Origin of the sequence: Methylobacter sp. BlB1 (assembly GCF_015476545.1) — a bacterium.
Classification (GTDB): Bacteria; Pseudomonadota; Gammaproteobacteria; order Methylococcales; family Methylomonadaceae; genus Methylobacter.
The window spans coordinates 19,042-45,536 of sequence record NZ_JADMKV010000021.1; the positions used below are offsets into that span (position 1 = coordinate 19,042).

The following is a 26,495-nucleotide window of genomic DNA, read 5'->3' on the forward strand; positions in this document are numbered from 1 at the left end:
TATTTTTACTGTTGAGGGAGCTTGTAAGCCTTGATAGATAAGGGATAGAACTATATCTCCCTCAACTCCCTCAAAAATTTATATAACCCCTATATTTTTTTGTTTATCCAGACTCGATCAAATCGGCGGAAAGGATCATTACCCGCTTGCTTCTGCCGCCGATTACGCGCTTGACGTTTAGCTGCTTGGTTCCATTTGCGCGCGCCTCTGTTGCTAGAACCAATCCCTTTTCTCCCATACGCCGCCAAAGACTGGGCGGTGATAACAGGAAAGCATCCCCTTGCATCTTGGCTAATCGTTGGGCAACAGCAAAGGCGGCGTTCTGTTCAAGCCAAACTTCCCGCTGTTTGTCGCAATACCAGCCGATACAGTCGCCAGTAGGCTTATAGATTTTGTCTCCTGCCATATCGACCACATCAGACCGCCAGCCCCAAGCATGAGGCCGGGAAGGCGGAGGGCCCTGGTTCAAACGGCAAGCAATATGGGCGTTGCCGCTGGCAAATGAAGCGCGCAACAGCTCAAGGAATCGTTCCACTTCATCCTGTTCATGCTGATAGGCTGCCTGCTCAGTGAACGCCCCCTGAAGATATCGCTCAATGTCCAACATGGTGCCGCTGCTGGTTTCGCTGTCGAGTGCGCCGATATCGGTCATGAAGTCCAATAAAAGCTCAGCCCCTGCTACCAAATTGGCGTAAATCTCTGGGGCGCGGGGATGGGAAGTTGCGAAGCCATCACGGATGGCGGCATTGCGAAAGGATGTGACTGCTTGCGGGAATTGCTTTTTAAGATCGTCCAGGCGCGGGGCCAGCCATTGCAGATAAGCGGCCATGAATCTAGCCAACTGCCCCGCTTCTGCGACTTCCTGTAACTTAGTCAATGTGTTAGTATCCACATCGGCGCGGGTTAATTCCAGAATCAACAGCCTACCCAATAAGCTTTGACCTTTGGGCAAGTCCTCGCCTGTGATTAACGTCATTGATCTGTTATACGGCGCGGCCTTGGCTTGCATATCCGAACCGCGCCTTCCTCTCCCGGCCTGGTTGCCAGTATTTCGAATTAAGCGTTCCGCTTTGGCGTGTACTTTGGCCGCTTCCGATTGATTCACCGAAGGCTTGAAGTCATCTATGACAAAGATTCCATCTTTGACTTGAAACGCCTTGGCCTCAAGGTCGTTATCTGTATCGCTGAAATTGGCAGGAAAGCGCCGCGCGTTGAAATCGCCAAAAAAGGCCAAAGGAATGGCCGTGATAGCTGATTTTTTAGCGCCAGTTACGCCGTGAATAAACAAGGCAAAGTCTGTTGGGTGACACTCGCCCAACGGCGCTCGCGCAACAGTGGCCAATAATGCTGCGCCAATGTGTGGCTTGCCTGGACAAATAGCCAGCAACCTTAGAACAATGGGCAATACCTCTTTAACTTGCTGCAAGTTACATGGAGCAGGCAAGGCATAGCGGCTCATATGTCCAGCTCCTAAGTCGACTTGGACATTTTCATGCAAGCCACTGGCCGTAATAGCGCCTGATCCGGTTAAATAGTGCCATTGGTCGTTGATCCGTTTCCAGCCTGTATAACGGAACACACGCCGCCTGGGAACATCACCTTGCAGTTTTGAATAGAGATGAATGGCGGCGCGCAAGTTATCCCGCTTTGATGCGCCTGGATAGACAAAGGCTAAGGTTCCATAATGCTCATTCACCCAATTGGCTTGGGTTGAATAAAACTTATTGGCCGGCACATCAACCATAGGCAGCGATAAGCCGTCTTTCCTTCGGCCCTCGATCCGTAAGAATGACTGATCCTGTAAGCCATCATCCTGAGTCACTTCCTCGATGATCTGACAGACAAAATCACAAAGCGGAATCTCAACAAACCCTTGTCCATCTGGTCCGGTTCTAACTGATTTGATTTGGTGAAAAGCGTTTGAAATGATTGCATAGTCGCCAAAGTGTTGTGCGGCCTCTTTACCTGGTCCGCTGCCGCCAGTTTTCTTGGTAGTCGGTTTGGTCGCGCCTTTAACGATCTCTAAAACCGGCTTTTCCGTTTTATTAGTCATTGTGCCCCCTGCATTTGAATTGCATAGTCGTTAAAATCGCCAGCGATAGGCGGAAACGACACAAAGCCACCGACAGCCGCGGCGGCTTCGTTGGCTTTGGTTAATCCGGGATTTCCTTTTGTTTTCAGGTCGTTATCAGCACAGAAGATGATTTTTACATCGGGTAAATGCTTACGGACAATGCGCCCAACGGCTAATAGATTATTAGCCGTGAACGCAATATAAACCCGATAGCCGGTTTCCTCGTGTAGTGTTGCCGCTGTGGCGAAGCCTTCAGCAATACAGACGGTATCGCTTTTTCTCCGATCCACCAGAACAGGCCGGACAGCTCCCCGCCTGGTAGAAAGTCTTTGCCTCGTCCAAGTTCAGGTGATTCTTGGGGGAATATTCCTTGAAGATTACGAAGCTTCCAATGCTCGTTGTACATGGGAATCAACAGTGTATTTTCGATGGTTAATTTTTGATGCTTTCCGGTACCATCCTGAAAGGTTCTGCACCAATCAGCAATGCGCGCCCTATGCGCTTTAATGCATTTTTTTAACAGATAGGAATGGTCTAACGGCGCAAGTTCGGCAGCTTTAAAAATGCTTGCCGCTCGCTTGGCTGTTTTGTCTTGCCTGGCTTTCCTTTCTCGGTCTCGGCGTTCCTGTTCGTCCCTGATCCGCTGCCGTTCTTCGGTGATAACCGGCGCGCCGCCTTTACGATCAACAAAAAAGGCTTTATGTTCGCCTTTGTGATTCCAGACGATGCCACCCTGGCGATCTTGAAAAATCATAATACGGCCATCGCCACGGCCTCGATGATCGTCCACTAAATCAGCCGGATGAAACAGACCATCGGCTGGCACTGATCTAAATTGAACACCTAAATCAGCGCAAGCTTCACGCGCGGCCGTATCCAAGGAAATTAAAAAACTCGAAATGGGTTTAAGACTCATTTACCCACCTCCAGTTTAGCTTCTTTAAACTGTTTCTTTGCCTTTTCCTTGACCTTGTCCAGATAAGCGGCAAACTCGACTGCATCGACCATCCATTGCGTACCTTGGCCGCCAAGCCTGAATACAGGGAAAGGGAATTTTGATTGCCTGGCGTATCGATTAGCTGTGTTTTCGTCATAGCCGAAGTATTTTTTCGCTACAGCAGTAACCGGAATGTGCGCGCTGCCGAACTCATACATGAGTGCAAACACAGTGGACGGTTTCACGTTGTTGTTAATCTGGTGATCGGTCATGATCACCTCCTTGTTTATTTATTTCCCTTTCTATCCATCCAGCCGCCGTATCTGAAGCATCAGCCGCTACTTTAATTGCATCCAGTAAACCGCCTTTGATGTAGTTATTTTTAATATCTTTTGTGATTTCATTGCCGCAATCATCATCTTTGATTAATTCACTTAACACTCTAGCAATAGTAGATATTGCGTTGTTGCATTCATTAATCTTTTCGATCTTAAACTGCACAAAGTCTGCGTTTATCATTGTGCCGCCTCCATTCTGGAAAACTTCAAAATGGATTTGATTTGCAGCTCGACATGATAAAGGGCATCGTCACTCCAGCCTGGAACGTGACGCATATGCAGGATTTCATGAAATAGTCGGAATCCTTCTGCGTCCAAGTGGATCAGCTCGCCCAGGCTATGTAGGAAGGGTTTGTCTGTTCGATAGGTGCTCAGGAAGGCATCAGCCAGGAATTGACCGGAATGGCCACCTTGGGCAATGCGATCAAGCAATAATTCAGGCTCCAGCGGCAAAGGATCAATTCCTCGCTCCTGCTCCTGTTTGACCATAAGATCATCAATGCTGATGGTTTGGGGTTGCTCCGAATTTAAAGCATCCATGTCATCGGCGGCCTGAATTAACTGGGCGGCCATCTTCCGTAGATTGTCCGAATACATTTCGGCATCCAGTCCCGGAAAGTTTTTAACGATGGCGAGCGGTTTGGCGCGCCGGTCGCTGGTTATTTCAATATGGAGTGATCTGTTTTGGCTCATTGCTGCGCCTCCGCTTCTCTAGCAGGGTAATAAGCATCTAGCAGAGCTTGAGCGTCTTGGATCTCAAAGCGAATGGCTTGAGCAGCTCGCCAAAGGGTATCTGGCGAGAAAGCGGATTTGTCGCTTAACTCACAAGCGACTTCAATCAAATCAGCTATTGCGGCGGCGCGCTGCAAGGCTGGTTGCATTGTGTGGTACAGATTGAAAAAATTGCCTTCCACGTTGACACATACGCGGTGACTTAGATCGATATTGGGTTTATTGGTTTGCTCGGTTTGAGCTGGACTTGGATTTTGGGCGTGATTAGTCATGATTGACTCCAGAGAAAAGGTTTTTAAACCCGGCATCATGAGACCAATCATGGGTGCCGGACTGTACAAGGTTGGTCCTACCGGTCTCTGGAACCGGCCACTCCGAAGAGTGCCTCGCACAATCCGACATAATGAAGAATTGAGCTTTGCGCATAAAAAAATGCGCATAAAAAAACCGCATAATGCGGCTACCGCCAGAGATTCACGGGGGACCAGCCCGACTTTCGTTTTTTGCGAAAGCAAAATAAGAATAGTAGCCTGATAAAAATTCGTCAAGCCAGTTTTTCTCCATCGCTTCTTTCGGCGACGATTGATGCGGCTTGGCTTGGTGGTTTCTTCTGGGTGATAGGCTGCAATCATGCTGCTTCACCTCTTTCAATGGCGGCTAACACGGCGCGGATATCGGCAACCGCCCATACTCGTGTGCGTGGGCCTAATAACTGACCAGCCGGGTATTTACCCGCTTTAATTCCGTTAAGAAAAGTATTTTTCGAGATTCCCAATACAGCCAGAATAGATGGAAGGCGAACAAAGCCTTCAGCGGGAAGAGCGGTTGGAACGTATGTTACTTTGTTGCGTTTTTTGTGTTGCTTGTGTTTCATGTTGCACCTTATTGGTTGATAAGGTGCTTATTTATTCACATATTTTTTGTCATTTCTTCCCAAGACATGAGAATTTTTAGGCGTTTTTACGGAATGGAATCACATCAGCGCCAGCCTTCAAACTATCCAGATAATCAGCCCAGGCTTGCATCATTTTTCGGCGCTCTGGTAAATGTTGCGCTCTGTTATAGGCCGCTTTGATCCGGTTGCGCTCTGCGTGGGAAAGTTGCCGCTCGATCATGTCTGAATGAAAGCCCTGTTCATGTAACAGTGTACTGGCCGTTGTTCGGAATCCATGCGCGGTATGCTGCCCTTGATAGCCCATTCTTCGTATAGCCGCGCCGATAGATTCCCGGCTGATATGAGGATCATTGCCTCGCTTGCCCTTGTTGCTGGCGAATACATAACGCTTTGATCCGGTCAGCGGGTGAATATCCTGTAATAAAGCTATAGCCTGCTTGGATAATGGGACAATGTGAGCATCCTTCATCTTCATCTTATCCGCTGCAATGCGCCACTCTGCCGCTTCCAGGTCGAACTCATCCCATTCGGCTGCCGCCAGATTAGCAGGTCGAGCGAATATCAAAGGCTGGAGCTGTAGGGCCGTTCTTACCACAAAATCGCCCGTGTAAGCATCAATATCTCGCAATAGCTGGCCCAATGGTTTTGGCTCAGTAATGGCAGGGAAATGGCCGCGTACTGGTGAAGGCAAGGCTCCTCTTAAATCCTGCGTAACGTCCCGCTCCGCTCTGCCAGTGGCGATCCCGTACCGGATAGCCTGGCCGATGAATTGTTTTGTTCGTGCCGCCGTTTCTAAAGCGCCGCGCGCTGTTATTCTTCGAAGGGTAGTCAATACCTCAACCGCTGATAACTCTTTCAGTGGCCGCGATCCTAGCCAGGGATAAACGTCACGCTCGAAGCATTCCTTAATGTGCTTCTTATGGGATGCGCTCCACTTTCCTGAATTGGCTTCCAGAAATTCATCAGCTACAGCTTTAAAGGTATTTTCTATGGAACCGGCTTTTTCAATTTTTCTGGTTATGCTTGGGTCTATACCGTCAGCTATTTGTTTTTTGGCGGTATCTCGCCTTTCCCTGGCTTGTTTCAAACTGGTATCAGGATACACTCCCAATGATAGTGTTTTACGCTTGCCAACAAAGCGATAATCAAGCCGAAAGTATTTACCGCCGTTGGGATGGACAAGCAAATACATGCCTTTTTCGTCCGGCATTTTATAAGGCTTTTCTGTAGGTTTAGCGTTGCGAATGGCGGTATCTGACAGCGGCATGACGGTATAAGCTCCTGACTTTGACAATATACCGTCATTTGTACCGTCATTTATAACTGAATGTCAATGAATCTTGATGTGCTTTATTGGACAATAAAAAACCCGCTAAGCCTTACAGCTTGCGGGTTTCATGTACTTGTTTGCATCTTGTTGAACTTATAGGTGGCGGAGAGAGAGGGATTCGAACCCTCGATACGTTGCCGTATACACACTTTCCAGGCGTGCGCCTTCGACCGCTCGGCCATCTCTCCTGCTATCTTTTACCCAAGAGTATGGGAAGCCGGCAAGGATAATCGAGATTGCGTTTTGTTGCAATGACTTTTTATCCGGCCAGTGCTTCCAGTTCGTCCCATCTTTGGTAAACCTGCTCCAGCTGCGCCGTTGTTTTTTCCAGTTCAGACAGCGCCTTGGCAATGGTTTCCTTGTCGTTTTTATAAAAATCGGCGCCGTTGATTTGTTCATTCAGTTCCGCCTGCCTTGCTTCCAGCTCATCAATCAGGTCCGGCAATCTGTCCAGTTCCTGCTGCTCCTTGTAGCTGAGCTTTTTCTTCGCCGCGGTACGCTCGGCAGTATTCGCGGCCGGCTTTTCCTGCTTGCCGGCCGTCGCCTTTTTGGCTGCTTCGGCCTGTTTTGTCTGTTGGCAGTGATTCATCCAGTCGGTATAGCCGCCGACGAATTCGTCGACGCGGCCGGTGCCGTCGAGCACAAACACGCTGGTCACGACGTTGTCCAGAAACGCCCGGTCATGGCTGACCAGCAGCAAGGTGCCGTCATAGTTGACCAGCTTTTCCTCCAGTAATTCCAGCGTTTCCAGATCCAGGTCGTTGGTCGGCTCGTCCATGACAATCAGGTTGGCAGGTTTCGTGAACAGGCGAGCCAGCAACAGGCGATTTTTTTCGCCGCCCGACAGGCTCTTGACCGGCGAGCGGGCCCGCGCCGGTGCAAACAGGAAATCGGCCAAGTATGACATGACATGCCGTTTGCTGCCGGCAATCTCGACGAAGTCGTTGCCGTCGGCGACCGTATCGGCAACGGTCATCTCGGGATCGAGCTGATCGCGCAGCTGATCGAAGTAGGCGATTTCGAGACGGGTACCCTGCTCGACAGTGCCGCTGTCGGGCTCCAGTTGTTTCAATAATAATTTCAGCAGTGTGGATTTGCCGGCGCCGTTGGGACCGATCAGGCCGATCTTGTCGCCGCGCTGAATCAGCGTGGAAAAATGCGCGATGACGTGTCTGTCCTGGTAAGCAAAGCTGATGTCGTTGACTTCGATGACTTTCTTGCCGGACGCATCGCCACGCTCCAGCGCCAGTTTGCTGGTGCCCTGCGCATTACGGCGCTGGGCGCGCTCGTTGCGCAAGCGCTCCAGCGCCCTGACCCGGCCTTCATTGCGGGTGCGCCGGGCCTTGATGCCCTGCCTAATCCAGGCTTCTTCCTCGGCCAGCTTTTTATCGAACTCGGCATTCTGGTTGGCTTCATCTTCCAGAGCGGCCGCCTTGCGGCGCAGGTAATCGTCATAGTTGCCCTGCCAGGAAACCAGCTTGCCGCGGTCCAGATCGATGATGCGGGTCGCCAGTTTCTGCAGGAACGAGCGGTCGTGCGTAACGAAGAGCACGGCGCCCTGAAAATTCAGGATCTGCTCTTCCAACCATAGGATGCTTTCGAAGTCCAGATGATTGGTCGGCTCATCCAGCAACAAGACTTCCGGGTCGATGACCAAGGCTCTGGCCAGTGCGACGCGCCGCTTCCAGCCGCCGGACAAACCGCTGATTTTCAGTTCGCCGGGCAAGCCGAGCCTGCTCAAAGTGGTTTCGACGCGCTGCTGGAAATGCCAGCCGTTATGCGCTTCCAGTTTGTGCTGGAGATCCCCCAGTTCCTGCAGCGCTTTGCCGTCGTCATGAGCCATCGCTAACGACAGCGTATGGTAACGCGTAATCCATTGCCCCAGTTCGCCCAGGCCGCCGGCCACGGCATCATAGATCGTCGCCTCGTCGGGCAGTTCGGGCGCTTGCTCCAGCCAGGCCAGTTTCAGTTCAGGCTGCCGCCAGATCTCGCCATGATCTGCATGGACGGAGCCGGCGATGATTTTCATCAATGTGGATTTGCCTTCCCCATTGCGACCTAACAGACCCACTCTTTCTCCGGCATCCAGCTGGAAGTCGGCATTTTCTAACAGTGCATGGGTGCCGTAGGCGATGGAGATATTGGTTAATCGTAGTAAAGGCATGTTAAATTTCTTGATGTTGTAAATTGCGTCGTAATAAATCCAGTGCCAGCAGCGCGGCCTGGTTTTGCTTGCGCCGGATGGGCCCGGCCACTGTCTGTGTCGATTGATGAAATCCGTCTGCGGTCAGCAGTACATTATATAAAACAATGGGCTGATCTTTATCGTGAAATAGGTCGTCATCGCCGGCATAAAGCTGGACCAGCGCAAAATCCGCGCCGGCGGACTTTTGCGCGGCGACGGCGATTTTCTTTGCCGTCGCCATCAGGTCGTCTCGATCGACGGGCACGGCGAACCGTTGTCCCAGGCTGTCCAGCGAGCGATCGAAAAGCGTGCCCAGCAGCCAGGGCATGCCGATGCATTTGGCCGCCAGCAAGCCCTGGCTGGCGGTTTCTATCGCAGTCAATGTGCCCTCGCCGGCCTGCATCAGCCGATCTATGACAGTCACCAGATCGCCTGAGGCTTCGGCCAGGCCGTCAATTCCGAAAACCGCATTGCCTAATTGTTCAACGATATTGGACACTAACGAGGCCATTTCGGTTTCCGGGTAACCATAAGGAAACAATAATTTGGTCTGGACGTCGTCGATGCCGGCACGAAAGCCTAATTGAACCTGATCAGGGATAATGATCGCGGCTATACGCTGCTGAATGTCCGATTCACCGATGCCTATTGTTCTTATCGTAACAAGCCGACCGGGCTGCAGGGCAAACCGGTCTGCCAGCGCCGGCCTGACTTTTTCCAGGAACAAATGGCGCATTTCAAACGGCACACCCGGCAAGAACGCAAACCAGCAACGCCCATAGAGTAGAGAGAAGCCCGGCGCCGTGCCCCACTCGTTATCGATGCGTGCAGCCCCTGCCGGCAGCATGGCCTGTTTCCGGTTTGTTTCGGGCATCGGCCGTTTTCTGTTGTCAAAAAACCGTTTGATTTGCGCAAAGGCAATCTCGTCGAATTCCAACTCCAGGCCAAACGCTTTGGCTACCGCTTCGGCGGTCAAATCATCACTGGTGGGCCCGAGCCCTCCGGTACAGATACAGCAATCCGCTCGCCGGGCGATTTCGCGCAGCAGCACGATCAGCTCATTGAGATTATCGCCTACGGCCGTATGCCGCGTTACGGCAAAACCCATCTGTACGGCCTGCTGGGACAGCCAGGCCGCATTCGTATCGACCGTCTGACCGGTCACGATTTCTTCGCCTTGCGAGAAGATTTCCAGTATTGGATTCATGCCCTTACCTCAACCGGCCATCAGCCGACTGTGCCAGAAAGGCAATGACAACAGGCTTAAGGCCGTCGTCACGGTGACGACCATTGCGTACAATGAACTGTCCAGACGATAACGGTCACAGAATACGATACCCAACACCATGCTCGGCATGGCCATTTCCAGAACGGCAGGCGCTCGGTAGCTCTCTGCCATATTCAAGTGGTTGATCAGAGCGACCGCAAACAATGGCATTAATATCATTTTTATCAGGATTACTGGCGTCACATAAGGAATATTACGCACGGTTACGGCTCTCCAACTTAACGCCAAGCCCAGCGAAAACAGCATCAATGGCACGACCGCAGCGGACAGTTTCTGCAGCGCGCCGGTCAGCCAAGCCGGCGCGATCACGCCGTTAAGATTCAACCCGACGGCGACAGCGGCGGCCCAGAATGGCGGCGCGTTCAGAAAGGACAACATCGATTTCTGACCTTCGGCATCATCTTCTCCATAATGACGCACGATCATGATCCCTATAGTAAACAGCATCGGCGCCGTTGCGAACAAATCAACCTGTATAGCGACCGATCGCGCCCAACTGCCGAATGTCTGCTCCAGCACCGGCAGGCCCAGATAAGTCACATTCGGAAAGGCTGCCGCCAGTATCATTGCGCCCAAGCGCTTGTCCTCGAATTTAAACACGCGCCCGATAAGCCAGATACTGACCATGGCAAAAACAATGCTGCTGGTTCCGAGCAGCGTATATTGCAGCGAATGCACGCCGATATCAGCCGACCACAACACGTCCAGAACCATGGCCGGCAGCAATAAATAATAAACAACCATGGTCAATGCCGGCCTGATCTGCTCTGCCAGCATCCCGGCAGGCTTTATGATGCGCCACCCGGCACCGCAGGCGATCAGCAAGGTCATTTGTATCAATGTCGAATTCATAGTCCGCGAATTATTGTGTTTTGCCAATTTTAGCATTCCCCGCCAAAACAAGTTCCGGTAATATAGTCCGACTAACCGGCCGGCCAATCAGTCGCCCTTTACACTATCTTGCGCCTTTTGCGAGCCCTGAACCTATGACCACATTCCTTTCAACCAAACCTATCCCTGTCCGCGAACGCCTGATTATGGCGCTGGACGTACCCAGCATACCCGAAGCGCAAGCTATCGTGGAAGAACTTGGCGATTCGGTGATTTTCTACAAGGTCGGCATGGAACTGTTCATGTCCGGCGATTATTTTGGTTTTATCGAGTGGCTGAAGCAACGCAATAAGAAAGTGTTCGTTGACCTGAAGTTCTTCGATGTGCCGGCCACGGTCGGCCGCGCTATCAGAGCGCTGAGCAGCAAAGGCGTGGATCTGGCGACCATTCACGGCAACGATGCCATCATGGAAGCGGCCGCCAAGGAAAAAGGCGATCTCAAGGTGTTGGCCGTCACGGCCCTAACCAGCCTGGATAGAGGCGATCTGGATGATCTGGGCTTTAAATGCGACGTCAGAGATCTGGTATTGTCGCGCGCCAAACGGGCTTTGCAGATCGGCTGTGACGGCATTGTTTCATCAGGGCTGGAAGCGCCCATGCTCAGAACAGAGCTGGACCATCGCCTGCTGATCATTACGCCGGGCATCCGGCCGGTCGACAACCGGGTTGAAGACGACCAGAAGCGCGTGGTGAGCGTGGAAGATGCGTTCCAGAACGGAGCCGATTATATCGTCGTTGGCCGGCCCATACGCGACGCCGAGAATCGCAAAGCCATGGCCGAGAAGATTCAGGACCAAATCCTTGCCCAGTTCCAGCAACCCGAATAGCCTTCGCGCCAACGATGCATTTCAATTCAATAAGGCACATAAAAGAAACGGCAAAGCCGCACGCACGCCAGTCCGGGCCCGATTCCAATCGATCCGCTGTATCACCTTTGAATTAACCGATTTATAAAGAACAATTTTTTGAATGCTGACTATTTGTGTATATCCATCTCTGTGGTATTGTTGATCAGTTATGGAATTTGATCTTGCTTTTAATGCTTCTTATTTAGTCGCTTTTACGATGGGCCTGTTCAGCAGCATGCACTGCATAGGCATGTGCGGCTCAATTATCGGCACGCTGACGCTAAGCCTCAGCCCTGAAATCCGCAACAAAAAGACGCGCCTTTTTCCGTTTGTATTTAATTACAACCTCGGGCGCATCCTCAGTTACGCAATAGCCGGGGCACTAGCCGGGATTGTAGAGATGATACTCACCATGCCGCTTAGTCATGGACAGGGGCACAGAGTGCTGCAATTGCTGTCTGCGGCCGTCATGACCGGCGCGGGGCTTTATATTGCCGGCTGGTTTCCCCGTTTCGCTTATATCGAAAAAGCCGGAACCTATCTCTGGAAAAAAATAGAACCGTTTGGCCGCAGGCTCATCCCGGTAAAGAACCGCACTCAAGCCTTTTTTTTCGGCATGGTCTGGGGCTGGCTGCCCTGCGGACTGGTCTATTCCGGACTGGCGCTGGCAGCGACGACCGGCGATATTGCTAAAAGTTCCCTGACAATGCTGTGTTTCGGATTGGGCACTTTACCTGCCGTAATGGGAGTGGGTATAATGACCGGAATATTAGCAAGGTTATCCAGAATGCAATATTTCAAGCAGATTGTCGGGCTGCTGATGATTGCGCTGGCGCTAATTGCTGCGATGCCATGGCTTAACCCCTATGCACTAACAATACATCTAAGAAATCACTAAGAGGCAAGTATGGGTCATTTTAATTCGATCATTGGGCAATCCCCTGCATTAGATTCTTTAATCCGCAGCGCCAAAATGGTTGCGGCCACTGATGTAACGGTACTAATTAAAGGCGAAACCGGCACGGGCAAGGAAGTGCTGGCCACCGCGATCCAAAAATCCAGTCCTCGAGCCAACAAGGCTTTTATCACGCTGAATTGCGCTGCATTGCCAGAGAGCCTGATTGAATCCGAACTGTTCGGCCATAAAAAAGGCTCGTTTACAGGCGCCACCGCCAACAAGCAAGGTCTGTTTCAAGCCGCTAATGGCGGCACCTTGTTTCTTGATGAAATCAACTCATTGCCCGTCTCCATCCAGGCTAAACTGTTGCGTTTCCTGGAATCCGGAGAATGTCTGGCCGTAGGTGATGTTAAATCTTATAAGGTTGATGTCCGCGTTATTGCGGCGACCAACGCCGACCTGAGCAAGCAAATCGAAGCCGGCGAATTCAGACAGGATTTGTACTTCCGTTTGAATGTCGTGCCTCTGGAATTGCCGCCGCTGTCACAACGCACCGAGGACATTGAGCACCTCATCAAGCATTTCCTGACTTTTTTTGCCGACATGCACTCAATCACAGCGCCTAAATTCAGCAAACAGGCCCTAAAAATCCTGAAAGGCTACCAATGGCCCGGCAATATCCGTGAATTGCGCAACTTGTGCGAAAGGCTCAGCATTTTATTGGCCGGCAAGACCATTGAACCGGAAAACCTGCCGCATGAATTCAGCGCCTACAGCCGCAATCCCAAAGCCACACCGTTCACACTGCCTGAAGTCGGTCTGCAACTGGATGCCTTAGAAGCCGACCTGATCCATCAGGCACTAAGCCGAACCCAAGGCAACCGCAGCAAATCGGCTAAATTGCTGGGCATTTCCAGAGATACACTGCTCTACCGCATGCAAAAGCATGGGTATGCCTCACACTAAGGCAAGCCTGAATCATTAATTCGAGGAGCCGGCGAATCGTCTCAGGCGAATATGCCGGCTCCGCTTGATATCCCACGGTATCAATCTGAACGCTGTCAAAGGCACCTTATCCACTGCGCAGTAACATTGTCGCTTTTGCCATTCCCGCGCAGCATCGCCAACTGCGCCAGCTTGCTCAGCTCTGCTTCGCCGCTGTCCAATTGAGCCAATTGCAATAGCTCGTGTTGTTTTACTTTTCCCCAAAAACCATCACTGCACAGAACAAACGTTTCTCCTTTTTCCATGGCCGGATATAAGCGGATCTCCGCCTCATGCGCTCTCAGCGCATTGATACAGCGCGTCAATTGATTCTGATAGGGATGCTGCGCCATTTCCTGCTCGGCAATCTCGCCTTGATCTATTAATTCCTGTACCACTGAATGATCCTGAGTACGCCACAAAATCTGTTGCGGATTCATTCTATAGATGCGCGTATCGCCGCAATGAGCCGTTAGCACAAACCACTTATCTATATAAAGAATGGCGCAAGTTGTGCATGCTTGTTCGGCATCGCTGTCTTGACCAAATAACTGTTTCATTTCATTAACAGCATCAGTTATCCAGAGCGAAATCATTGTGGAAGGATTTGGATTGCGCGCGAGTAACCCGCTGTAAGCCTTAGCAAATCGCAACATGCCTTCACAGAAAAAACGGGAAGCCTTATTGCCTGCAAGGTGACCTCCCAAACCATCGGCCATTACAAACAGCGCATAAGCATCATCGACGATATACGCCATAAAGTCCTGATTGACTTCTCGATCACCCACTAAAGTTAATTGATGGACGTCCAGATCCACTTATTTTTCCTAATCAGAATCCATCAGCCTTGCATTTCTCATGACACGCTTTAAATCCCTAACCGTTTGAGCTAAACCCGAGAATACTGCCTGAGCGATAATCGAGTGCCCGATATTCAGCTCGACCAACTCAGGGATCGCGCAGATCGCTTCAACATTATAAAAATGCAGACCATGGCCGGCATTGACCTGCAAACCCGCACTATGGGCATAGCGTGCGGCCTGCCTGATGCGTTCCAGCTCTTCGCTTTGCAGCCTTGAATCCCCGGCATCGGCATAGCGGCCGGTATGCAGCTCCACAACCGGCGCCCCGGCTTTAACGGCGGCATCAATCTGGGCTTTGTCAGGATCAATAAAAAGCGATACTTCAACGCCAGCCGTCGCCAATTGCTCACAGGCCCATTGCATGCGCGGCAGATTACCGGCCACATCCAGGCCGCCTTCGGTAGTCAGTTCTTCACGCTTTTCAGGCACGAGACAGCAGGCATAAGGCTTGACTTGCCTTGCAATGCCGATCATCTCATCAGTCACTGCCATTTCCATATTGAGTCGGGTATGAATCATGTCTTTCAGCAGGAAAATATCCCTATCCTGAATATGGCGGCGATCCTCGCGCAAATGCGCCGTAATCCCGTCGGCGCCGGCCTGCTCCGCTATCAATGCAGCCTGCACCGGTTCCGGATACATTGTGCCTCGCGCTTGCCTTAAGGTAGCGACATGGTCGATATTGACGCCTAATAAAATTAAGTTCTTATTCATTCTTTAATATGCCTGATATTTTATTGATAACCGTCCGGCTTTTAAGCGGCTTACCCTGCAGATGAGAATCGATGACTGCTCTCATCAGTATTTTCGCTTCGCTCAGGACGTGAGGATCATCGAATTCTTTGGACTTTATCGCTAGCAGAGTCTTTCCGGAAAAACGCCCATCCGCCGCTTCAACCGCTCCTTGCTGCGCATCAAAGGCATAATGCTTTAACGGGCTCACTAAGGCGCCATTGACATCGTGTTCCAACTGCAGTCCATAACCGACATGATCCATCAGCTTTAATTCAAACGACCGCAAGGTTGCTTCTATGTTATCGCCATCCGCCAGGCGTGATAAACAGCTTGCATAATCGTTGAATACTTCAGGATGCGGATCGTATTTATGCAAAAAGCGACTGATCAGCTCATTAACATAGAAGCCGCAATAGAAGGCAAGCCCTCCCAGTTGCACGAATGGCAGAGCAATTTCAACATCCGTCAGTGTTTTTAGCTCTGCCTTTCCGACATAGGAAATGAGCAACGGAATAAAGGGTTGCAGCGTCCCGGCTGTTTTAGACTTTGATTTTTTTACACCTTTCGCCACCAGAGAAAGCCTGCCGAAATCTCTGGTCAGCACATCGATGATCAGGCTGGTCTCCCGGTACTTGCGGTGCTGTAAAATAAATGCAGGCTGTAGATAAACTGCTGGTTCAGTCATTAAACCCTAAATTCTGCAGCGCGCGCTCATTATCCGACCAGCCTTTTTTGATTTTAACCCAAAGCTGTAAATAAACTTTCTGGCCGATCAGTTTTTCGATGTCATGCCGGGCGTCCGTACCGATTTTCTTCAACATCTCGCCCTCTTTGCCAATGACGATATTTTTCTGGGTCGACCGCTCCACCCAAATGATGGCATAGATCTTGGCGATCCCAGGCTTTTCTTCATAGCGTTCAATCTCGACCGTTAACGCATAAGGCAACTCATCGCCCAATCTTCGAGTCAGTTTTTCCCTGACGATTTCAGCGCACAAAAAACGCTCGGGGCGGTCTGTAATCTGGTCTTCAGGGTAGATCAACTCCCCTTCGGGCAGCAACTCCATAACCGCTTTTTCAAGCTGATCAAGGTTTGTGCCTTTCAGTGCAGAGATAGGAATCAAATGCTCGAATGGAAAACGGTGCTGCGCCTCGGCAAAGAAGGCCAAAATCGCGTCCTTGTCCTTGACCTTGTCAACTTTATTGACAGCTAGAATGACCGGCAAGCCGGCCTGCTCCAGTTTTTTGAAGATGACTTCGTCATACTCATGCCAGGATAAACCGTCGATCAGCCAGACGACCACATCGACCCCCAGAAGAGTCGTATCGGCCGTCCTGTTCAAGTACCGGTTCAGCGCCCTTTTTTCACTGTCGTGCATGCCCGGCGTATCCATATAGATAGCTTGGCCGGCTTCTGTCGTATTGATGCCGAGAATCCGATGCCGAGTGGTTTGCGGCTTACGGGATGTAATGCTGATTTTTTGTTTCAGCAAGTGGTTCATCAATGTGGACTTGCCGACATTTGGGCGCCCGATCAGCGCTACGTAACCGCAATTCATTTAGTGTCTTTACTCAGTAATTCGAGCATTTTTTCAGCTGCCGCCTGTTCTGCTCTTTTTCGGGAAATCCCTGTGCCGATACAAGCTTCGGCTATTAAAGGGATTGTGCATTTAACTTTAAACGTTTGTTCATGTGCGAGTCCGGATGTAGTCATTAAAACATATTCGGGCAATTCCATTTTCTTTGACTGCATCAACTCCTGCAACTGGGTTTTAGGATCTTTCTGCCAGTTAATCAGCGATAAATTTGCCAATTTCTCCGCAAATAATTCCAGTATCCAGCGCTGACAGGTTTCTATGCCCTGATCTATGAATAATGCGCCCATAATGGCTTCCAGAGCATCAGATAAAATGGAATCTCGCCGAAAACCACCGCTCTTCAATTCCCCTGAACCCAGCAGCAAATAGTCGCCGACTTGATGCTTCCTGGCCAGATCCGCCAATGAGCTCTGATTGACCAGGCTGGCTCTTAACCGGCTCAACACGCCTTCGCTGGCATCAGGAAATAATTCATACAGCTTCTGGGCAATGACAAAGCCCAATATCGAATCGCCTAGAAATTCCAAACGCTCATTGTTATGAGCTCCGGCACTTCGATGGGTTAAAGCCCTGGCAAAAAGCTGCGGATTATCAAATGCCAGTCCGAGTTTTTTACATAATACGGCAGGCTTTCTTATCACTCCTGACCAACCTCAATAAAGTCATAGAATTCGGCTAACACACTGAGATTACCGAAAATTTTCACGACAGTCTCGTATTCGATTTCCACTTTCAGATAATTGCCACGCTTGGTGACTTTTATATCATCCTGGGTAACATCATAGACATAATTCATAGTGAATCGTTTATCGAGGATAGTTCTGGCTTCTTGTTCGCTTTTGGTTTGAATGTCCGTCGTTTTTTCAAGGGCGGCCAGCGCATTGACAACTTTGCTGTGGTCGATATAGATCGGCGCAATTTTTAAAATCAATAACACAAAGAAAGCGATCAGACCCAGAATAAAGGCTATAGAGATCAAAGTGAGCCCTTGCTGGCGTTTAGGCGAAAAATTCATATTTCCTCCGAACAATTAAATAAATTACCCATATAAGTGTAGTTTATTTCAGCACGGTGCCAATACGATCAAGACCTACGCCTTTATGCTGCCAATCCCAGCTCATCCAGATAAAAAATGCCTTGCCCACCAGATTCTCTTCAGGAACGACACCCCAATAGCGACTGTCATTACTGTTGTCCCTATTGTCGCCCATCACAAAATAACTTCCTTCCGGCACGATAAAAGCGCCTTCAACCGTAGGCGATCCGTTCCTGATCAGAATGCTGTGTTCGATGCCGGACAAATTTTCCAACCGGTGTTCGGCTCCTGTCATTTCCTCGCCTTGCCCGATGCCCTGATAAGCCCCTAATGTGACCTGACTGACAGGCACGTCGTTGATATACAATTTTTTATTGTAGTAAGCGATTTTGTCGCCCGGCAAGCCTATTACGCGTTTTATATAATCGACAGAAGGATCTTTAGGATAACGGAACACGACTATATCGCCCCGCTGCGGCTCATTCAGTTCAATAACTTTTTTATTTATAACCGGCAGGCGTATACCGTAAGTAAACTTATTGACCAGGATAAAATCGCCGATCAGCAATGTCGGCATCATGGAGCCTGAAGGAATGCGGAAAGGCTCGGCCAGAAATGAGCGCAACAATAAAACGATCAAGACGATAGGAAAAAAAGAACGCGCATACTCTACAATTAAAGGCTCTTTTTTATCGACGAAAATATCTGCATCAGGTCTGCGCATCAGCAAGTAACCGCCCCAGATGACACCGGTAATGACAGTGGCGATCAAAAGAAAAAAGGAAAAATCAAAATCCATAATATGTTGTGTGATAAAGGTGAAAAAATTGAGTTATTCTTTATTGAGCTGCAAAACAGCCAGGAATGCCTCTTGAGGAATCTCAATATTGCCCACCTGTTTCATCCGTTTTTTACCTGCTTTTTGTTTTTCCAACAGTTTTCTCTTACGGGTAATATCGCCGCCGTAGCATTTGGCCGTCACATTTTTTCTCATGGCTTTAACGGTCGATCTGGCGATAATTTTAGAACCGATGGCTGCCTGTATCGCAACTTCATACATCTGCCGCGGAATCAGGTCTTTCATTTTTTCAACCAGGTCGCGTCCGCGGTTCTGGCTTTGATCCCGATGCACGATGATTGATAAGGCATCGACCTTATCCGCATTGATCAATACATCCAGCTTAACCAGCGGCGCTTCCTGAAAACGTAAAAATTCATAATCAAACGAAGCAAATCCCCGGCTCACTGATTTCAAGCGATCGAAGAAATCCAGCACGACTTCACTCAGCGGCATCTCATAATGGATGGACACCTGCCGGCCAACGAACTGCATGTCTTTCTGTACGCCGCGCTTTTCTACACATAACATCATGACGGCGCCGAGATAATCCTGCGGCACCAGAATATTGGCCTTAATAATCGGTTCCCTGATCTCCTTGACGGTGCCGATATCAGGTAATTTGGCCGGATTGTCGACCATGAGAACCTGCCCACCATGAGTAACAACCTCATACACCACCGTCGGCGCCGTGGTAATCAGATCGACATCGTATTCCCTTTCCAGGCGCTCCTGCACAATCTCCATATGCAGCATGCCAAGAAATCCGCAACGAAAACCAAAACCTAACGCTTGCGATGTTTCCGGCTCAAACTGCAATGCCGCATCATTCAGATTCAATTTAGTCAGCGCTTCACGCAGATCCTCGTAATGATCGGAACTGACCGGATAGAGACCAGCAAAAACTCGCGGCTGAACACGTTGAAATCCAGTCAATTGTTCGCCTGCAGGCTTGTCGGTCCAGGTGATTGTATCGCCAACCGGCGCTCCGAAAATATCCTTGATGCCGGCAACGACAAAACCTACCTCTCCGGTATTTAAAATCTCTTTTTCGAGACGTTTGGGCGTAAACACGCCGACTTTTTCAACGAGAAAAGATCTGCCGGTCGACATGATAGTAATCTTCTGCTTTCTGCGGATACTGCCATGAACGATTCTGACTAAAGACACCACACCCAGATAACTGTCAAACCAGGAATCAATAATCAAGGCCTGCAGGGGGCCATCCGGATTACCTTCAGGCGCAGGAATTTTAGTGACGAGCTGATCAAGCACTTCCTCTACATTCAAGCCTGTTTTAGCGCTGATCTTCGGCGCATCGTCGGCCGGAATGCCGATAACATCTTCTATTTCCGTAATGACGCGCTCAGGCTCGGCGGAAGGCAAGTCTATCTTGTTCAGAACAGGGAGCACTTCCAGTCCCTGTTCTATTGCAGTATAACAGTTGGCGACGCTTTGCGCTTCAACACCCTGCGCCGCATCAACAACCAGCAGCGCCCCTTCGCAGGCGGCTAACGACCTGGAGACCTCATAAGAAAAATCCACGTGTCCTGGCGTATCAATGAAATTAAGCTGATACGTTTCACCATCCTTCGCTTTATAGTCGAGCGTGACGCTCTGCGCTTTGATGGTAATTCCTCGCTCTCTCTCGATATCCATTGAATCGAGCACTTGCGCCGACATTTCCCTGTTGGTAAGACCGCCGCATATCTGAATGAAGCGGTCCGCAAGTGTCGATTTACCATGATCAATATGCGCAATAATGGAAAAGTTTCTTATATGCTTTAAATCCACGTGTTATTTTTCTATTTTAAGTGCCAAAAAGACCGGACTGCCTTGACGCTGAATCAGAACAGCGATTGATTTACCGACCGGAAGATTTTTGACTATTTTATCAAAATCAGCCACATCGCGAACGATATTATTCTGAATTCGTAAAATCACATCGCCACGCTGTATGCCTGCCTCTCTGCCAGGACCTTTCACAACGTTTTGCACCAGAACACCGTTTTGAATAACCTGCAACTGTTCTCTTTGTTCATTAGTCAGATCAGTAACACTGACGCCCAAGCGATTATCAGGTTTAGCTTCCACTTTAGCTTCAGCTACTTTTTCCTCTTCTTCCGGCAAGAGCCCAATGGTCACAGGCAGCGTTTTAGTCTCACCTTGCCTGATGATTTTAACCGTTGCTTTATCACCAATAGGCGTCATCCCTACCAAAGGCGGCAGTTCACCGGATGTCTCGATCTGCTGATCATTAAACTCGGTAATAATATCGCCAATCTGTATTCCGGCTTTCTCTGAAGGGCTGCCGGCAATTATCTTGGACACCAGCGCTCCCTGCGGCTTTTTCATACCGAATGATTCAGCCAGTTCACGGGTCACATCCTGAATCTGCACGCCTAGCCAGCCACGAGCGACCTTGCCGCTGGCTTTTATCTGGTCGACGACGTTCATGACGATATCCATTGGGATGGCGAATGAAAGCCCCATAAAACCGCCCGTGCGGCTGTAAATCTGGGAGTTAATGCCAACAACTTTGCCGTCCATATTGAACAATGGTCCGCCCGAGTTACCCGGATTGATTGCCACATCCGTTTGTATAAACGGCACGTAATTCCCGCCAGGCAAGCTGCGGCCTTTAGCACTGACTATACCTGCCGTTACCGACTGCTCAAATCCGAAAGGCGAACCAATAGCTAAAACCCACTCGCCGACCTGCAGCTTATTAGGATCACCAATATCAACCACTGGCAAATCATTAGCATCAACTTTTAATACGGCCACATCGGTACGCGCATCGGAACCGATCAGCTTGGCCAGCAATTCACGGCGGTCAGACAACTTCACCACAATCTCATCGGCATCCTTTACTACATGATGATTAGTCAACACATAACCATCCTGGGAAATAATAAAGCCCGATCCCAAGGATTTAGTCTCTCTCGGTATATATCCACCGCCCTGACCATTGAAAAAATGCTTGAACAACTCTTCCATCTCAGGAGGAATACCTTCGGGCAATTGCGGCTCTTGCGCCAGATCATCAGCTCCCACGGGCGCTTTCTGCGTGGTACTGATATTGACCACAGCCCCTCCCTCCTTCTTTACCATTTCCGTAAAATCGGGTAATTGTGCTAAAACATTTTGGTTGCATAAAAGAACCAGAAAAAAAGACCAGATAAGCTTATTGAGCATAAAAACTCCATTTCTAATCATTAATAATGAATAACTTATAATTTAAGGAACTAGCAATTTGTTACAAAATACTTCATAAGCCAAAGACTTTGTACTTATAAAAATCAGTCATGCCTCCGAAAAAAAGAAGAAGCTGATGGTGCACACTTATATTCGGATTTAGAAAACGGGCCGGACATTAAAAACGTAAAGTCAGGATATTACTTACTGAGGCTCTAAATCAGAACACCTCGTCGCCTTTCTTGTGCACTTCCCCGCCTCCTGTTTCAGCGGTGGAATCGGGAACGAGTGCCATGCGGTTGATTAAAGTATGTTCCGGAGCGACTGAATGGGTGTCAGACTTATAGACCGCTGCATGATGACGCTCTATCTAGGGCATGAGGATATCAGTGATGTTCAGAGTATGGTTGCTGTTTATTGTTGTCATACAACCATATTTTATTAACCTTCTAATGCCGAAGCTTAATGCCTTCAGCAATAAATTTGACTGTTTTTGCCGGCACCTCGCCCATCACCGTAAGCTGCCAATCATCTATTGTTCGGCTAAAAGAATTAACCGCGCCTACCGATTGCAGTCCTTGCTGCATAGCTGTATTTTTGTTTTCCATATAAACTGAAACTGCGGCAAAACCGTCACTTAACAGCAGATGATCAACCGGCTGATTAGAATTATGAATGGGCCGGCGGGTAAAAAATATTTCCTCGAAACCAGGCGGCAGATTATTTACAACAAAAGTTGCCTGATCCGATGCCTGAGCCTGTAATTGATGGATATGCTTAACATTCTCAGCCGCTTCCCCGAACTTGGCCTCGACAAAAGGCAACGCTTCTTTAACCTCTAAATCCGTAAAAACAACCTGCTCCAGAACCGTGCCTGAAAGATCATATACGGCCACTTTCAGCGGCAGAAATTGCTGTTTTTCTATCCATATTTTTCTGACATACCTAAAATCATCTTTAGGCTGAATGGCAATAACATAGGCCGGCAACATGGCCACATCTTCCTCGCCGGCCATCTTAAAATCATAGACAGCACTCAGTTCATCCAAGTTCTGAGGCACATCGACCAAAAAAGAGTGCCCTACGGGTCGATGGTCGACCACCGCCTGCTGGGTGGACTTGAATAAACAACTGACTTTGTCAGCATCCCTGATAATTTCGCGCAGCGGAGAATTTAGCGATAGCAGGCGTTCTTGCTCAATACCCTTTTCGGCTGCATGAAAATATTTCATGGTCTCCAGCTTGCCGTTTCTTAAAAAGGCAACAGTGCCTTGATAATTCAGGACCCGCATGGCGTCAGTCATTTTTGTTAATGCCTGCCGAGCATTTAATTCAACATCTGCTGCAAAAACCGTTTTTGTTGATAAAAGCAACACAAGAAAAAAACGTTTTACCACTTTAATTATTCCCGATTGTAAACAGTAACACTGGCAAAGGACTGAAAATTGACCTCGCCATTGGTATAAACACTACTGTTGTGTGCCTGAAGATAATCATTAAATCGTGTATTTACCGGATACTGTCTAGTTTGATCCCTATAGACTATCGAGTCGGAAGACTGTTCCGGCAATTGCGACTGAGCCACTTCAATCGGCGAAGGTTGATATTGTTCAGTCTGATGATCCATGCTTTGGCTCGCTATCACGGCAATAATAGCGATAGATGCCGCCAAGGCGCTGATTTTATGGCTCCGCTTAAATTTATTATGCTGAGGTAACATATAAACAGGTTCATGTTGGATTTCCTGACTGATCCGTTCAACGAAATCGGATCTTGACGACAGAAATGTGTCAGTTTTCAGAGCATGACTTACCGCCGCATAGCGGTTCATCTTGTCTCTTAACTCGGCGTTCTGTTGTATTTTTTGTAATAAACTTAAAGATTCGTCAGCACTAAGCTCATTGTCAAGGAATTGAGAGATTTTTTGATTCAAATCTTCATGCATCGAAAATCACCATTTAATCGAGCAAGGGGTTTAATTTATTATCGATTGCCTCACGCGCTCTAAAAATACGCGATCGCACCGTACCAACCGGACAATCCATTGCCACAGCAATTTCTTCATAACTCATTCCCTCGAACTCCCGCAACATAATTGCTGTGCGCATTTCCTCAGGCAACTTATCAATTGCTGCTTTAATGACCTCAACTATTTCCTGATTCAATAAAAGTCTTTCCGGCGTTTCCATACCTTGTAATTGAGGTACATTTTCAATTTGTTCCGCATCCTGAATATCCACCTGATAATCAAAGCTTCTTCTTGACCGGGACACCAAGTAATTCTTTGCTGTATTAATAGCGATGCGGTACAACCAGGTATAAAAAGCACTATCGCCTCTGAAATTTCCTAATGCGCGGTAGGCTTTTATAAAAGCTTCCTGAGCCACATCTTGAGCTTCGCTTGGATCTTTGACATAACGATTCACCAGCTGAATGATCTTATGCTGATATTTAACCACCAAAAGGTCATACGCTGACTTATCGCCGTGTTGCACACGCAGCACCAGCTCTTTATCTAGTTGTTCGCTTGTCCTTGTTTGATTATTCACTACAGCTCTTTAATTGTTGAAGTAGACAGAATTAAACCGCATAAGTTCTTTTGATACAAAAAAATTGCTATCACTCTAAAAAGCTTTATTATCCATAAATAACAAGCAGCGAGCTAATTTAACGTAACATTAGCACAGTAAAACATTTTTCTTTGATTCAATGACAGCTTCTTTTATGCCTTATTCCACAAATTATGACGTCCTTGTTATCGGTAGCGGCGGCGCGGGCCTGAGTTTAGCGCTTAAATTGGCCGAGCACCCCATGCGAATTGCTGTTCTTTCAAAATTTGCCTTGACGTCCGGCAGTACCTATTACGCCCAAGGAGGCATCTCCGCAGTTTTTGATGCCGAGGATTCTATTGAATCCCATATTGAAGATACGCTGGATGCAGGTGCGGGACTCTGCAATCCTGAAATTGTAAGACTTACCGTTACGCACGGAAAAAGTTCTATAGACTGGTTACGCCAACAAGGCGTGCTGTTTACTGAAGAACAAACGCAGTCCGGCGAAACAAAACTGCATTTAAACCGGGAAGGCGGTCATTCCCATCGCCGTATTGTACATACCAATGATGCAACAGGTAAAGCAGTGTCTTTATCGCTCATTGAACGCGCCAAAGAACATGCTAATATCGAATTGTTCGAGCATCATAATGTCGTCGATTTAATCACGGTACCAAACTCCGCCGCTTCTGCCAAGCGCGTAATAGGCGCCTATGTACTGGATGCCCAGACACATCAAGTCAAGACCATTGCCGCGCGAGTCGTCGTGCTGGCAACAGGGGGGGCCAATAAGGTATATCTTTACAGCACGAATCCGCAAAGCTCAACCGGCGACGGCATTGCCTTAGCCTGGCGGGCGGGCTGCCGCGTCAGCAACATGGAGTTTATGCAGTTTCATCCGACCTGCCTTTACCATCCCCACCCTCAAGCCCGCTCTTTCCTGATCAGTGAAGCCGTCAGAGGCGAAGGTGGCAAGCTGATTCTGCCGGATGGCTCGCCTTTTATGCAGAATTTCGATCCCAGAGGCGAACTGGCGCCTCGCGATATCGTTGCCCGAGCCATAGACCACGAGATAAAAAAGCGAGGCATTGACTGTGTTTACCTGGACATCAGCCATAAATCGGAACAGTTTATACGGGAGCATTTCCCTACCATTTACCAACACTGTCTTGAATTCGGTATCGATATCACCAAAGAGCCTATTCCTGTCGTACCCGCGGCGCATTACACCTGCGGCGGCGTACTAACGGACAGCCATGCGCGTACCGATATCGACAATCTCTACGCCATAGGGGAAGTTGCCTGCACAGGTCTGCACGGAGCCAACCGCATGGCCAGCAACTCATTACTGGAATGCCTGGTTTTTGCTGATCTCGCCAGCGAGGATATTTTGCGGAAGCTTCCCGCTATCCCGGCCGTCCCCAATATTCCTGACTGGGATGAATCGCAAGTCAGTGATTCAGATGAAGAAGTAGTGGTATCCCATAACTGGGACGAATTGCGTCATTTTATGTGGGATTATGTAGGCATCGTAAGAACCGACAAACGCCTGAACAGAGCCATGAACCGGGTGGAACTGCTTAAAAAAGAAATTGCTGAATATTACGGCAACTTCCGTGTTACCAGCGATTTACTGGAATTGCGCAATCTGGTCATAGTCGCAGAACTGATAATTCGCTGCGCTCAACAGCGGAAGGAAAGCCGGGGACTGCATTACACGCTGGATTATCCGGAGACAGACAACAGCAAGCCAGCCCAAAACACTATTCTGTCGCCATAACTAACCTATAGGCGCGTTACAATTCCTTTAACAGCGACTGGACTTGACGCGCCGCCTGCTCGCAGTCTACGGCGGACTTCTCCACATCGCGACTCAACAGAAGCCCGACACTTAACCCGTCGCTGTCGCGGGATGCATATTCATTAAGAGGAGCGCATATTTTGTGCATATGTTGCTCCGCTCTGATTAAAGTCACATGACTCCCCGGATCCCCTTCACTTTCCGTCAACATCATGACCTCACTCGTCATGCTGTTCTGTAAACGGAAAACATCTTCTACATAACGCGCAAACTCTTCCCTTGACTGCCTGTTTGCGCCATACCCAACGCCAAAAGGCGTTGCACACCCGGATAACATTATCACCATAAAAATCAGTATGCAGCCATGAAAATCAACCGAGATCTTATTCCATTTTGCCATCTGATTTTTTACTTCGCCTAAAGAGTTCATTTAATCTTTTCAATATACTATAAATCCAGCCCGCTCGAGCAGAA

29 protein-coding genes and 1 tRNA gene are annotated in these 26,495 nt (G+C 49.0%); 4 read left to right on the forward strand and 26 right to left on the reverse strand.

Features of this window, described 5'->3' with window-relative positions; genetic code table 11:
• Window positions 1–103: 103 nt before the first annotated feature.
• The 13 genes from IT781_RS10060 to IT781_RS10115 all read right to left on the reverse strand — a co-directional run bounded on the left by IT781_RS10060 (window position 104) and on the right by IT781_RS10115 (window position 10,631).
• Window positions 104–2,053 carry a cell wall-binding protein gene (locus IT781_RS10060; RefSeq protein WP_194970027.1) on the reverse strand — a complete coding sequence of 650 codons (1,950 nt, stop codon included), beginning with the start codon at window positions 2,051–2,053 and terminating at the stop codon, window positions 104–106.
• Window positions 2,050–2,364 (reverse strand): toprim domain-containing protein, encoded by a 315-nt coding sequence (locus tag IT781_RS22305; protein ID WP_370526979.1) that lies wholly within the window; start codon window positions 2,362–2,364, stop codon window positions 2,050–2,052. The genes IT781_RS10060 and IT781_RS22305 overlap by 4 nt, the downstream gene beginning before the upstream one ends.
• Entirely contained in the window at window positions 2,247–2,990 is a 744-nt protein-coding gene (locus IT781_RS22845; protein WP_370526982.1) for a hypothetical protein, read from the reverse strand. The genes IT781_RS22305 and IT781_RS22845 overlap by 118 nt, the downstream gene beginning before the upstream one ends.
• Window positions 2,987–3,283, reverse strand: coding sequence for a pyocin activator PrtN family protein (locus tag IT781_RS10070; RefSeq protein ID WP_194970028.1), 297 nt, complete (start codon window positions 3,281–3,283; stop codon window positions 2,987–2,989). Before IT781_RS10070 ends, IT781_RS22845 begins: the two co-directional genes overlap by 4 nt.
• The gene (locus IT781_RS10075) at window positions 3,264–3,530 is read right to left on the reverse strand and encodes a hypothetical protein (RefSeq protein WP_194970029.1); all 267 of its coding nucleotides are present in this window, start codon (window positions 3,528–3,530) and stop codon (window positions 3,264–3,266) included. Before IT781_RS10075 ends, IT781_RS10070 begins: the two co-directional genes overlap by 20 nt.
• A complete protein-coding gene (locus IT781_RS10080; RefSeq protein WP_194970030.1) occupies window positions 3,527–4,042 on the reverse strand; it encodes a hypothetical protein in 516 nt (171 codons plus the stop codon). The genes IT781_RS10075 and IT781_RS10080 overlap by 4 nt, the downstream gene beginning before the upstream one ends.
• Window positions 4,039–4,713 carry a hypothetical protein gene (locus tag IT781_RS10085; protein WP_194970031.1) on the reverse strand — a complete coding sequence of 225 codons (675 nt, stop codon included), beginning with the start codon at window positions 4,711–4,713 and terminating at the stop codon, window positions 4,039–4,041. Before IT781_RS10085 ends, IT781_RS10080 begins: the two co-directional genes overlap by 4 nt.
• A complete protein-coding gene (locus tag IT781_RS10090; protein WP_194970032.1) occupies window positions 4,710–4,955 on the reverse strand; it encodes an AlpA family transcriptional regulator in 246 nt (81 codons plus the stop codon). The genes IT781_RS10085 and IT781_RS10090 overlap by 4 nt, the downstream gene beginning before the upstream one ends.
• Before the next feature lie 76 nt (window positions 4,956–5,031).
• Window positions 5,032–6,243, reverse strand: coding sequence for an integrase arm-type DNA-binding domain-containing protein (locus IT781_RS10095; protein WP_194970033.1), 1,212 nt, complete (start codon window positions 6,241–6,243; stop codon window positions 5,032–5,034).
• Window positions 6,244–6,406: 163 nt separating this feature from the next.
• Window positions 6,407–6,494, reverse strand: a tRNA-Ser gene (locus IT781_RS10100).
• A 71-nt stretch (window positions 6,495–6,565) separates the two neighbouring features.
• Window positions 6,566–8,470, reverse strand: a complete 1,905-nt coding sequence (locus IT781_RS10105) for an ATP-binding cassette domain-containing protein (RefSeq protein ID WP_194970034.1) — start codon at window positions 8,468–8,470, stop codon at window positions 6,566–6,568.
• A gap of 1 nt (window position 8,471) precedes the next feature.
• Window positions 8,472–9,698 (reverse strand): competence/damage-inducible protein A, encoded by a 1,227-nt coding sequence (locus IT781_RS10110; RefSeq protein WP_194970035.1) that lies wholly within the window; start codon window positions 9,696–9,698, stop codon window positions 8,472–8,474.
• A gap of 9 nt (window positions 9,699–9,707) precedes the next feature.
• Window positions 9,708–10,631 (reverse strand): AEC family transporter, encoded by a 924-nt coding sequence (locus IT781_RS10115; RefSeq protein WP_194970036.1) that lies wholly within the window; start codon window positions 10,629–10,631, stop codon window positions 9,708–9,710.
• 134 nt (window positions 10,632–10,765) lie between these two features.
• On the opposite strand from IT781_RS10115, the gene pyrF reads away from it, so the two are divergent.
• The 3 genes from pyrF (at window position 10,766) to IT781_RS10130 (ending at window position 13,382) form a co-directional block, all read left to right on the forward strand.
• Window positions 10,766–11,497, forward strand: coding sequence for an orotidine-5'-phosphate decarboxylase (gene pyrF, locus IT781_RS10120; protein ID WP_194970037.1), 732 nt, complete (start codon window positions 10,766–10,768; stop codon window positions 11,495–11,497).
• Window positions 11,498–11,687: 190 nt separating this feature from the next.
• Window positions 11,688–12,416, forward strand: a complete 729-nt coding sequence (locus IT781_RS10125) for a sulfite exporter TauE/SafE family protein (protein WP_194970038.1) — start codon at window positions 11,688–11,690, stop codon at window positions 12,414–12,416.
• Between the two features lie 9 nt (window positions 12,417–12,425).
• The gene (locus IT781_RS10130; RefSeq protein WP_194970039.1) at window positions 12,426–13,382 is read left to right on the forward strand and encodes a sigma-54-dependent Fis family transcriptional regulator; all 957 of its coding nucleotides are present in this window, start codon (window positions 12,426–12,428) and stop codon (window positions 13,380–13,382) included.
• 95 nt (window positions 13,383–13,477) lie between these two features.
• Here IT781_RS10130 and IT781_RS10135 read toward each other — a convergent pair whose 3' ends face one another.
• From IT781_RS10135 to rpoE, 12 genes are all read right to left on the reverse strand, one after another.
• Entirely contained in the window at window positions 13,478–14,218 is a 741-nt protein-coding gene (locus IT781_RS10135; protein ID WP_194970040.1) for a protein phosphatase 2C domain-containing protein, read from the reverse strand.
• Between the two features lie 9 nt (window positions 14,219–14,227).
• Window positions 14,228–14,977 (reverse strand): pyridoxine 5'-phosphate synthase, encoded by a 750-nt coding sequence (pdxJ, locus tag IT781_RS10140; RefSeq protein ID WP_194970041.1) that lies wholly within the window; start codon window positions 14,975–14,977, stop codon window positions 14,228–14,230.
• The gene (gene recO, locus IT781_RS10145; RefSeq protein WP_194970042.1) at window positions 14,970–15,683 is read right to left on the reverse strand and encodes a DNA repair protein RecO; all 714 of its coding nucleotides are present in this window, start codon (window positions 15,681–15,683) and stop codon (window positions 14,970–14,972) included. Before recO ends, pdxJ begins: the two co-directional genes overlap by 8 nt.
• Window positions 15,676–16,557 carry a GTPase Era gene (gene era / locus IT781_RS10150; RefSeq protein WP_194970043.1) on the reverse strand — a complete coding sequence of 294 codons (882 nt, stop codon included), beginning with the start codon at window positions 16,555–16,557 and terminating at the stop codon, window positions 15,676–15,678. The genes recO and era overlap by 8 nt, the downstream gene beginning before the upstream one ends.
• Entirely contained in the window at window positions 16,554–17,237 is a 684-nt protein-coding gene (gene rnc / locus IT781_RS10155) for a ribonuclease III (RefSeq protein ID WP_194970044.1), read from the reverse strand. The genes era and rnc overlap by 4 nt, the downstream gene beginning before the upstream one ends.
• Entirely contained in the window at window positions 17,234–17,611 is a 378-nt protein-coding gene (locus tag IT781_RS10160; RefSeq protein ID WP_194970045.1) for a DUF4845 domain-containing protein, read from the reverse strand. The genes rnc and IT781_RS10160 overlap by 4 nt, the downstream gene beginning before the upstream one ends.
• 43 nt (window positions 17,612–17,654) lie before the next feature.
• Window positions 17,655–18,431 (reverse strand): signal peptidase I, encoded by a 777-nt coding sequence (gene lepB / locus IT781_RS10165; RefSeq protein WP_194970046.1) that lies wholly within the window; start codon window positions 18,429–18,431, stop codon window positions 17,655–17,657.
• Between the two features lie 33 nt (window positions 18,432–18,464).
• A complete protein-coding gene (lepA, locus tag IT781_RS10170; RefSeq protein WP_194970047.1) occupies window positions 18,465–20,264 on the reverse strand; it encodes a translation elongation factor 4 in 1,800 nt (599 codons plus the stop codon).
• Window positions 20,265–20,267: 3 nt separating this feature from the next.
• On the reverse strand, window positions 20,268–21,668 hold the full coding sequence (locus IT781_RS10175) for a DegQ family serine endoprotease (protein ID WP_194970048.1): 1,401 nt from the start codon (window positions 21,666–21,668) through the stop codon (window positions 20,268–20,270).
• A gap of 449 nt (window positions 21,669–22,117) precedes the next feature.
• Window positions 22,118–23,065, reverse strand: a complete 948-nt coding sequence (locus tag IT781_RS10180; protein WP_370526980.1) for a MucB/RseB C-terminal domain-containing protein — start codon at window positions 23,063–23,065, stop codon at window positions 22,118–22,120.
• A 5-nt stretch (window positions 23,066–23,070) separates the two neighbouring features.
• The gene (locus tag IT781_RS10185) at window positions 23,071–23,613 is read right to left on the reverse strand and encodes a sigma-E factor negative regulatory protein (protein WP_194970049.1); all 543 of its coding nucleotides are present in this window, start codon (window positions 23,611–23,613) and stop codon (window positions 23,071–23,073) included.
• A gap of 13 nt (window positions 23,614–23,626) precedes the next feature.
• Window positions 23,627–24,217: an RNA polymerase sigma factor RpoE gene (rpoE, locus tag IT781_RS10190; protein ID WP_027159263.1), complete on the reverse strand. Its 591-nt coding sequence runs from the start codon at window positions 24,215–24,217 to the stop codon at window positions 23,627–23,629.
• A gap of 175 nt (window positions 24,218–24,392) precedes the next feature.
• Here rpoE and nadB point away from each other — a divergent pair, with 175 nt between their 5' ends.
• Entirely contained in the window at window positions 24,393–26,000 is a 1,608-nt protein-coding gene (gene nadB / locus IT781_RS10195; RefSeq protein WP_194970050.1) for an L-aspartate oxidase, read from the forward strand.
• Window positions 26,001–26,016: 16 nt separating this feature from the next.
• Here nadB and IT781_RS10200 read toward each other — a convergent pair whose 3' ends face one another.
• The gene (locus IT781_RS10200; protein WP_228779056.1) at window positions 26,017–26,451 is read right to left on the reverse strand and encodes a hypothetical protein; all 435 of its coding nucleotides are present in this window, start codon (window positions 26,449–26,451) and stop codon (window positions 26,017–26,019) included.
• Window positions 26,452–26,495: the final 44 nt, after the last annotated feature.